Origin of the sequence: Nocardioides sp. (assembly GCF_025964975.1) — a bacterium.
Taxonomy (GTDB): Bacteria; Actinomycetota; Actinomycetes; order Propionibacteriales; family Nocardioidaceae; genus Nocardioides.
In genome coordinates this window covers 1-7,623 of the sequence record NZ_JAOPXV010000006.1, presented here as the reverse complement: position 1 = coordinate 7,623, position 7,623 = coordinate 1, and the positions used below count along the sequence as shown (strand labels likewise).

General features: G+C 69.1%; 9 protein-coding genes. 3 read left to right on the top strand and 6 right to left on the bottom strand.

Annotation, left to right across the window (positions count from 1 at the left end):
• The 3 genes from JWN68_RS00505 to JWN68_RS00495 form a co-directional block, all read left to right on the top strand.
• Nucleotides 1-391 (top strand): triose-phosphate isomerase (locus JWN68_RS00505; RefSeq protein ID WP_297733093.1); only part of this gene is annotated, 391 nt, incomplete at its 5' end.
• Between the two features lie 77 nt (nucleotides 392-468).
• The gene (secG, locus tag JWN68_RS00500; RefSeq protein WP_297733091.1) at nucleotides 469-708 is read left to right on the top strand and encodes a preprotein translocase subunit SecG; all 240 of its coding nucleotides are present in this window, start codon (nucleotides 469-471) and stop codon (nucleotides 706-708) included.
• Between the two features lie 55 nt (nucleotides 709-763).
• Complete coding sequence (locus JWN68_RS00495; RefSeq protein ID WP_297733088.1) at nucleotides 764-1,123, top strand: RNA polymerase-binding protein RbpA; 360 nt, start codon at nucleotides 764-766, stop codon at nucleotides 1,121-1,123.
• Here JWN68_RS00495 and JWN68_RS00490 read toward each other — a convergent pair.
• The 6 genes from JWN68_RS00490 to tal form a co-directional block, all read right to left on the bottom strand.
• Nucleotides 1,113-1,709, bottom strand: a complete 597-nt coding sequence (locus JWN68_RS00490; RefSeq protein ID WP_297733085.1) for a hypothetical protein — start codon at nucleotides 1,707-1,709, stop codon at nucleotides 1,113-1,115. The two genes, JWN68_RS00495 and JWN68_RS00490, sit on opposite strands and share 11 nt — an antisense overlap.
• A 169-nt stretch (nucleotides 1,710-1,878) precedes the next feature.
• Complete coding sequence (gene pgl / locus JWN68_RS00485; protein ID WP_297733082.1) at nucleotides 1,879-2,640, bottom strand: 6-phosphogluconolactonase; 762 nt, start codon at nucleotides 2,638-2,640, stop codon at nucleotides 1,879-1,881.
• The gene (locus JWN68_RS00480; RefSeq protein WP_297733079.1) at nucleotides 2,637-3,554 is read right to left on the bottom strand and encodes a glucose-6-phosphate dehydrogenase assembly protein OpcA; all 918 of its coding nucleotides are present in this window, start codon (nucleotides 3,552-3,554) and stop codon (nucleotides 2,637-2,639) included. The genes pgl and JWN68_RS00480 overlap by 4 nt, the downstream gene beginning before the upstream one ends.
• Nucleotides 3,551-5,113: a glucose-6-phosphate dehydrogenase gene (gene zwf, locus JWN68_RS00475; protein ID WP_297733076.1), complete on the bottom strand. Its 1,563-nt coding sequence runs from the start codon at nucleotides 5,111-5,113 to the stop codon at nucleotides 3,551-3,553. Before zwf ends, JWN68_RS00480 begins: the two co-directional genes overlap by 4 nt.
• Nucleotides 5,113-6,804: a glucose-6-phosphate isomerase gene (gene pgi / locus JWN68_RS00470; RefSeq protein WP_297733074.1), complete on the bottom strand. Its 1,692-nt coding sequence runs from the start codon at nucleotides 6,802-6,804 to the stop codon at nucleotides 5,113-5,115. The genes zwf and pgi overlap by 1 nt, the downstream gene beginning before the upstream one ends.
• Nucleotides 6,801-7,623 (bottom strand): transaldolase (gene tal / locus JWN68_RS00465; RefSeq protein ID WP_297733071.1); only part of this gene is annotated, 823 nt, incomplete at its 5' end. The genes pgi and tal, both read right to left, overlap by 4 nt.

The following is a 7,623-nucleotide window of genomic DNA, read 5'->3' as shown; positions in this document are numbered from 1 at the left end:
CGTGGGCGAGGGTCTCGAGGTCCGGCAGGCCGGCGAGCAGGTCGCCCACACACTGGCCCAGGTCGACGGCTCGCTGGCGGGTCTGACGACCGAGCAGGTGGCTGGTCTGGTGATCGCCTACGAGCCGCTGTGGGCCATCGGCACCGGCGAGGTCGCCACCCCCGACGACGCGCAGGAGGTGTGCGGCGCGATCCGGGAGCGGATCCGGGAGGTCCACGGTGACGCCGCGGCCGACGCCGTGCGGGTGCTCTACGGCGGTTCGGTCAAGGCTGGCAACGTCGCAGGCATCATGGAGAAGGCCGATGTCGACGGTGCGCTGGTGGGCGGCGCGAGCCTCCAGGTCGACGAGTTCAGCGGGATCTGTCGCTTCTACGATCTTCCCGTCCTGTGACGCGAGTCCTGACACGAAGCCCCTTCCAGCGGTGGGCCTGTCCTGTGACCGTCCCGTCGTGACGTAGGCTTCCGCTCGTGGAACTGCTCTTCACCATTCTTCTCGTTGCGGCGAGTCTCGTCATGATCATGCTCGTCCTGCTGCACAAGGGACGCGGAGGTGGTCTGTCCGACATGTTCGGGGGTGGCGTCTCGAGCACCCTCGGCGGCTCGTCGGTCGCCGAGCGCAACCTCGACCGCTTCACGATCGGCATGGGCATCATCTGGTTCGCGTGCGTCGTCGCGCTCGGGCTGTTGAAGGCCTACAGCGGGTCCTGACCGGCGATGGTGTGCACGGCTTCACTGACGGTGACCTGAGAGAAAGAGGCGGAACGTGGCTGGTGGAGGAAACGCGATCCGCGGTAGTCGGGTGGGCGCTGGTCCGATGGGCGAAGCCGAGCGCGGCGACGCTGCCCCGCGTCAGGCGGTCACGTACTTCTGCTCGCACGAGCACCGCTCGGTGGTGACGTTCTCCGTGGAGGCCACTGCGCCCGCCTCGTGGGACTGTCCCAAGTGCGGCCTTCCCGCGAGCCTGGACTGCGACAACCCGCCGCCGGCTCCCAAGATCGAGCCCTACAAGACGCACCTCGCCTACGTGAAGGAGCGCCGCTCCGAGACCGAGGCCGCCGACATCCTGGCCGAGGCCCTCCAGCTGCTGCGCTCGCGCCGCAAGTCCGGCGACATCATCTTCTGAGGTCTGTCGTCCCTGTCGTGTCGAGGCGGTCAAGCGCCTGGCCGAGCTGATGTGCCAAGGCACGCGCTTCGTCGCTCGCGAGCGGCTGGGCCGGAGCGCAGATCGCCGCTCTGAGTCCGCGCAGCACGACCATCGTCTCGTCCACGTGCTGCTCGAGCCATCCGGCCACGAGGTCTCGCTCACCTGCCTCGATGTGAGCGACGACGGCACCAACGGCTGGTTCCGTTCTGCCCGCCTCCTGGATAGCCAGCCACACGCGGGTGTAGGCGATCCCGTCGTCGTCGGTAGGGAGCAGAGCGGCCAAGAGGTCGGCAGCGCCAAGTGAGTCTTGTTGCTGCTCTCTGAGCTGCCAGGACATCAGTCGCAGCCATCTTTGCCCGTAACGCGATGCGATCACTTCGTGCAGCCGCTCGACGCTGCCATACCAAGCCGCGACCGCTGGTCCGCTGACCTTCGCCGCACGTCCGAGGCTCCGCAGCGTCATCGCTGACCACCCTCCGTCGGCGAGGAGCGGTATCGCCATGTCTGTGGCCATGTCGGCCTTGTGCGGGCTGTTGAGGCGGAACATCGGTTCGCAGCGATCCATCAGCCCAGCAGATCAGAATCACCCCCTGCGCTGTTCTGGTCATCCACAACGCCGCTGATCCACACCGATCAGCGGGCTCCCACGGAGCGACGGCGCCGATTGACTTAGCGATAGATCAATGCGTGAAGGGGCGGAATTCCGCCCCATCTACGAGAGCGACGGCGCGCAGTCACGTGGCCAGAGGGCTCACATCGGCGAGCTCACCAGCGGCCGCCGCGTCGATGTGCCACACGGTCTCGTCGACGCCGACGACCCCGCGGGCGGGGATTTCGGTCCGGTCGCCGCCGGCGAGGGCCGCGGCAACGGCAGCGGCCTTCTCGGCGCCGTTGACCAGGAACCACACGGACTTGGAGTGGGCCAGTGCGTCGAAGGTGAGGCTCACGCGCAGTGGCGGAGGCTTGGGCGAGTCATGGACGGCGACAGCGATCTCGTCGACGACGTCGAGCCCTGGGTGGCCGGGGAAGAGCGAGGCGATGTGACCGTCGGGGCCGACGCCGAGCATCAGCACCTCGAAGGACCCGACGCCATGGGCACGCATCGCGGCGGAGTATGCCGCGGCGGACTCCTCGACCGAGGCGACCTCGTCGCTGGCGGGCACTTCGTGCACGTTGGCCGGGTCCAGGGCGACGTGGTCGAGGAGTGCCTGACGAGCCTGACGAGCGTTGCGCTCCGCAGAGGCGGACGGGACGAAGCGCTCGTCGCCCCACCAGACCACGACCCGCGACCAGTCGACCGAGGAGTCGGGGGCCCGCCGAGCCAGCTCTCGGTGGAGCGCGTCGGCAATGGAGCCACCCGTGAGACCGATCTGGGGGGTCTCGCTGCGAGCCTGGGCCTCCTCGAGGCGCTCCAGGAGCAGGGAGGCGACCTCGCTGACCAGGCTGGAGGCGTCGTCGTGGACGACGGTGCGCGGGCCGGGGATCACGGTGGTCACGACTCCTTGTCGAGGGCGACGAGCCGCTGGGCGGTTGCGGCGTAGATGTCGTCCTCGTCGAGACGACGCAGCTCTTCACTGAGAAGGGCGGGCACCTCGCGGCGCTTGAGAGCCACCGGCCGGTCGGGGCGGCCGGGGGAGGAGAAGGTGGCCAGCCGGCCGTCGGCACGGGAGATGGTGATGGGCCCCTGCTTCGTCTCGAGGACGACCTCGGTGATGCCGGGTCCCTCCGAGGTGTGTCGCTCCACCGGCACCCGCAGCCGGTCGTTGAGCCAGGCCACCAGCAGGTCGGAGCTCGGGCTGATCCGCTCGGCCGAGACCGACGCGCGGATCACCTTGGTGGGGTGCTGGTCCAGAGCGGCCGCGAGCAGCGCCCGCCACGGCGTGAGGCGGGTCCAGCTCAGGTCGGTGTTGCCGGGGGCGTACATCTGGCACTGGCGCAGCATGGCCGACGACTTGCCCCGCTTCGCAGCCGCCGAGTCGGTGATGCGGCGCTTGGCGAGGGCTCCCAGCGGGTCCTCGGAGGGGTTGTCCGGCGCTTGGGTCGGCCACCAGACGGCCACGGGGGAGTCGGGAAGCAGCAGCGGCAGCACGACGGACTCCGCGTAGCGCACGACCTCGCCGGTGAGGCGGATCAGGGCCGTCTCGCCCACCCAACCGCCACCGGTGCCGACAGTGGCGTCGACCTGGGCCTTGCCCCGTCCGTCGCCGAGGATGACCCCGAGGACGCGGGCGGGGTGCTCGCGTGAGGCCCGCTGGGCCGCCTGCATGGCGGACTCGGCGTCCTCGTCCGGAACGACGATGACCAGCGTCATCACCATGCCCATCGCCGGCGAGCCAGCGCGGGTCCGGGCCCGGACGAACTCGGCGGCGATCTTGGAGGAGTTGGTGTTCTCCAGCTCGTAGGCGGTCATGGCCTCCTCCAGGTACGTCCGTCGCGAGCAAGCATGGCGTCAGCTGACTCCGGGCCCCAGGTGCCGGAAGGATAGGGCTCCGGCTTTCCCTTGCGGGCCCAGTACTCGAGGATCGGGTCGAGGATCTTCCACGACAGCTCCACCTCTTCGTGACGCGGGAAGAGCGGTGGGTCGCCGAGGAGCACGTCGAGGATCAGGCGCTCGTAGGCCTCGGCACTGGCCTCGGTGAACGAGCCGCCGTACGCGAAGTCCATGTTCACGTCGCGGATCTCCATCGCGGTGCCCGGGACCTTGGAGCCGAACCTCATCGTGAGCCCCTCGTCCGGCTGAACCCGGATGACCAGGGCGTTCTGGGTCAGCTCCTCGGTGGCCGTGGCGGTGAAGGGGAGGTGGGGCGCCCGCTTGAAGACGACAGCCACCTCCGTGACCCGCCTTCCCAGCCGCTTGCCGGTGCGGAGGTAGAACGGCACCCCGGCCCAGCGTCGGGTGTCGACGTTGAGGGTGATGGCCGCATACGTCTCGGTCTTGGACCCGCGCCGGATGCCCTCCTCCTCGAGGAAGCCGAGCACCTTCTCGCCTCCTTGCCAGCCCGGGGTGTACTGCCCGCGAGCCGTGGTCAGGTCGAGGCGTGCCGGGAGCACGACCGAGGAGAGCACCTTCTGCTTCTCGAACCGCAGGCTTTCGGCGTCGAAGGCCGTCGGCTCCTCCATGGCGACCAGCGCCATCAGCTGGAGCAGGTGGTTCTGGATGACGTCGCGGGCCGCGCCGATCCCGTCGTAGTAACCCGCCCGGCCCCCGATGCCGATGTCCTCGGCCATCGTGATCTGCACGTGGTCGACGTAGTTGGCGTTCCAGATGGGCTCGAACATGTTGTTGGCGAACCGCATGGCCAGGATGTTCTGGACGGTCTCCTTGCCGAGGTAGTGGTCGATCCGGAAGACGGACTCCGCAGGGAACACCCCGTCCAGGATGTCGTTGAGCTCCCTGGCCGACTCGAGGTCGTGGCCGAACGGCTTCTCCACGACGACCCGGCGCCACGGGACGACGCCTGTGTCGTCGCCGGGCTGCTCGGCCAGGCCGTGCTCCTTGAGCTGGTCGACCACCGTGCCGAAGAAGGACGGCGGGATCGCGAGGTAGAACGCGGTGTTGCCCCCGGTGCCGCGGGCCTCGTCGAGCTCCTGGATCGTACGACGCAGCGTGTCGAAGGCCACGTCGTCGTCGAAGTCGCCCGGGACGAAGCGGAACCCCTCGGAGAGCTGCTTCCAGACCTCCTCGCGGAACGGGGTCCGGGCGTGCTCCTTGACCGAGTCGTGGACAATCTGCGCGAAGTCCTGGTCCTCCCAGTCGCGACGCGCGAAGCCGACCAGCGAGAAGCCGGGCGGCAGGAGCCCCCGGTTGGCCAGGTCGTAGATCGCCGGCATCACCTTCTTGCGGGACAGGTCACCGGTGACGCCGAACAGCACCAGGCTGGACGGCCCGGCGATCCTGGGCAGCCGACGGTCCTGCGGGTCGCGCAGCGGGTTGGGGCGAGGATCGGTCGGGCGAGGTGTCGTGGCCATCAGCGACGGTGCTCCCGGTAGTAGCGGACGAGGGACTGGGTCGAGGCATCCTGCTCAGCGAGCACGTCGGCATCGCCACTCACGGCCGGGGTGATCGCCTGCGCGAGCTGCTTGCCGAGCTCCACCCCCCACTGGTCGAAGCTGTCGATACCCCACACCACGCCCTGGACGAACGTGAGGTGCTCGTAGAGCGCGATGAGCTGCCCGAGGACGGCCGGGGTCAGCGACGGCGCCATGATCGAGGTCGTCGGCCGGTTGCCCTCGAAGACGCGGGCGGCGACGACCGCTTCGTCGACCGGGTCGCTAGACATCTCGGCCCGCACCTCGTCCGAGGTCTTGCCGAAGGCCAGCGCCTGGCTCTGGGCGAAGAAGTTGGCAAGCAGCAGCTCATGGACGTCGACCCGCTGTCCGTCCTCCCGGGCGTCCGTCAGCGGGTACGCCGGGTTGGTGAAGGCGATGAGGTCGGCCGGGACGAGCTGGGTGCCCTGGTGGATCAGCTGGTAGAAGGCGTGCTGTCCATTGGTGCCAGGCTCGCCCCAGAACACCTCTCCGGTCTCCGTGGTCACCGGCGTGCCGTCCCAGCGGACGCTCTTGCCGTTGGACTCCATGGTGAGCTGCTGGAGGTAGGCGGGAAACCTGTGCAGCAGCTGGGCATAGGGGAGCACCGCGTGGGTGGCGGCACCGAGGAAGTTGTGGTGCCAGATGTTGATCAGGCCTATCAGCACCGGCACGTTCGTGGCGAGCGGCTCGGTGCGGAAGTGCTCGTCGAGGGCGTGGAAACCGCCGAGCAGATCGGCGAAGTGGTGGGGTCCGATCGCGATCACCAGCGCCGTACCGACAGCGGAGTCGACCGAGTAGCGACCGCCGACCCAGTCCCAGAACCCGAACGCGTTCTCGGGATCGATCCCGAAGTCTGCGACCTTGTCCAGCGCCGTCGATACGGCGACGAAGTGCTTCGCGACGGCGTCCGAGGCGTCCACCCCGGCGAGGCCGGCGAGCAGCCACGTCTTGCAGAGGCGTGCGTTGGTGAGCGTCTCGAGCGTGCCGAAGGTCTTGCTGCAGACGATGAAGAGAGTGGTGGCGGGGTCGAGCCCCGACAGCTTCTGGGCCGTGTCGGTCGGGTCGATGTTGCTGATGAAGCGACACTCCAGGCCGCCCTGGACGTACGGCGCCAGCGCCTCGTACGCCATGACCGGGCCGAGGTCGGAGCCGCCGATGCCGATGTTGACGACCGTGCTGATGGGCTGCCCTGTCGCGCCCTTCCACTCGCCGGAGCGGACCTGGTCGGCGAACGCGTACACCCGGTCGAGGACCTCGTGGACGTCGGCGACCACGTCCTGGCCCTCGAGCGTCAGCGAGGACGACCGCGGCATCCGCAGTGCGGTGTGCAGCACCGCCCGGTCCTCGGTGACGTTGATGCGCTCGCCGGCGAACATGGCGTCGCGCCGTGCGGTCACGCCGACCTCCTCACCGAGAGCCAGCAGGGCCTCCAGGATGTCGGCGTTGACGAGGTTCTTCGACAGGTCGACGTGGAGGTCCGCGGCACCGAGGGTCAGCCGGTCCGTCCGGTCAGGATCCTCCGCAAAGGACGCGCGCAGGTCGGGAGCGAAGTCCCGGCTGAGCTCGGAGAGCCGGGACCACGCGCGGGTGGCGGTCGCGTCGACCGGGCCCGGCCCGGCCGGCCCGGTCATGGGGTGCCGCCGGCCGCCTCGAGCTGTCCGCGGACGGTGTCGAGGAGCTCGTTCCACGAGGCGACGAACTTGTCGACGCCCTCCTTCTCGAGAGTGGCGATGACGTCGTCGTAGTCGACGCCGACGGCCGCGAGCTGGTTCATGACCGACTGCGCCTCGTCGTACGTCGTGGTGACCCGGTCGCCCTCCACCTCCCCGTGGTCCGCGAACGCCTCGAGCGTCTTCTCCGGCATCGTGTTGACGGTGCCGGGAGCGACGAGGTCGGTGACGTACATCGTGTCGCGGTAGTCGGGGTTCTTCACCCCGGTGGAGGCCCACAACGGACGCTGGAGGTTGGCACCGGCGGCCGCCAGCGCCTCCCAGCGGTCCCCACTGAAGAACTTCTCGAAGTCCCGGTAGGCGAGCACGGCGTTGGCGACGCCGGCCTTGCCGCGGAGGGCGAGGGCCTCGTCGGTGCCGATCTTCTCCAGCCGCTTGTCGATCTCGCTGTCGACGCGGGAGACGAAGAAGGACGCCACCGAGTGGATCTCCGAGAGGTCGTGACCGTTGTCCCGGGCCTTCTCGAGCCCGGCGACGTACGCCTCCATGACGCCGGCGTAGCGCTCGAGGCCGAAGATCAGGGTGACGTTGACGCTGATGCCCTCGCCCAGGGTGTCGGAGATGGCCGGGCCACCCTCGGTGGTCGCAGGGATCTTGATCAGCAGGTTCTCGCGGTCGACCTCGGCCCACAGCTCCTTGGCGGAGGCGAGCGTCTCGTCGGTGTCGTGGGCGAGGTCCGGTGCCACCTCGATGGACACCCGGCCGTCGACCCCGCCCGTC

Bases quoted from the DNA above. Each gene is read 5' to 3' on its own strand.
- zwf (WP_297733076.1), bottom strand. From the start codon at position 5,113: ATGGCCACGACACCTCGCCCGACCGATCCTCGCCCCAACCCGCTGCGC.
- pgi (WP_297733074.1), bottom strand. From the start codon at position 6,804: ATGACCGGGCCGGCCGGGCCGGGCCCGGTCGACGCGACCGCCACCCGC.
- JWN68_RS00490 (WP_297733085.1), bottom strand. From the start codon at position 1,709: ATGGATCGCTGCGAACCGATGTTCCGCCTCAACAGCCCGCACAAGGCC.
- JWN68_RS00480 (WP_297733079.1), bottom strand. From the start codon at position 3,554: ATGACCGCCTACGAGCTGGAGAACACCAACTCCTCCAAGATCGCCGCC.